The following is a 999-nucleotide window of genomic DNA, read 5'->3' as shown; positions in this document are numbered from 1 at the left end:
ATCTGGACCTGCGCCCCCAAAACCCCCGAAGACGCAGTCCGCCTCGCCAACTGGGGCCACGCCAACGGCTACACCATCCGCCCCCGCGGAGCCATGCACGGCTGGACCCCCCTGACCATCGTCAACGGCGCCCCCCGCGACAAAGTCATCCTCGCCGACACCATGGTCCACCTGAACTGGGTCAACGTCGACGCCGGCGGACCCATCTCCACCGTCACCGCCGGACCCGGCGCCACCCTCGACGCCATCACCACCGCCCTCCAAGCCGAAAACCTCGGCTTCGCGAACCTCCCCGCCCCCGGCGTCCTCTCCATCGCCGGCTGCCTCGCCGTCGACGCCCACGGCGCAGCCCTGCCCGCCGAAGGCGAAACACCCGTCCCCGGACAAACCTTCGGCTCCCTCTCCAACCTCGTCACCTCCCTGACGGCAGTGATCTGGAACGGCACCGAATACGCCCTCAAAACCTACGACCGCGCCGACACCGCCATCCGCCCCCTGCTGACCAACCTCGGCCGCACCTTCATCACCGCCGTCACCTTGCAGGCCTCCCCCAACTACCGCATGCGCTGCGTCAGCTACACCGACATCGGCTGGCAGGAACTCTTCGCCCCCAAGGGCACCCCCGGACGCACCTTCGAAAACTTCGTCCGCGACAACGGCCGCGCCGAAGCCATCTGGTACCCCTTCACCGACAAACCGTGGATGAAGGTGTGGTCCCTCGAACCCACCAAACCCGCCACCTCCCGCGAAGTCACCGGCCCCTACAACTACATCTTCTCCGACAACCTCCCCGAACCACTCACCGACATGATCGCCGCGATCAACGCCGGAAACCCCTCCATCGCACCCGCATTCGGACAGATGATGTACACGACCACCGTCGCCGGCCTCGCCGTCACCAACGCCAACGACATCTGGGGCTGGTCCAAAGACGTCCAGTTCTACATCAAAGCCACCACCCTCCGACTGACCGAAGGCGGCGGCGCCGTCATCACCTCC

The 999-nt window shown here is 66.6% G+C and carries 1 protein-coding gene; it reads left to right on the top strand.

Going from position 1 to position 999, the window contains the following annotated elements:
* The coding region (locus tag MTX36_RS29430; protein ID WP_243623195.1) for a cholesterol oxidase substrate-binding domain-containing protein at positions 1–999 on the top strand (999 nt) is incomplete at both ends.

Source organism: Rhodococcus sp. ARC_M6 (assembly GCF_022810305.1).
Lineage (GTDB): Bacteria > Actinomycetota > Actinomycetes > Mycobacteriales > Mycobacteriaceae > Rhodococcus_F.
Note: the sequence above shows the minus strand (reverse complement) of the source record. Positions and strands in the feature narration are given on the sequence as shown.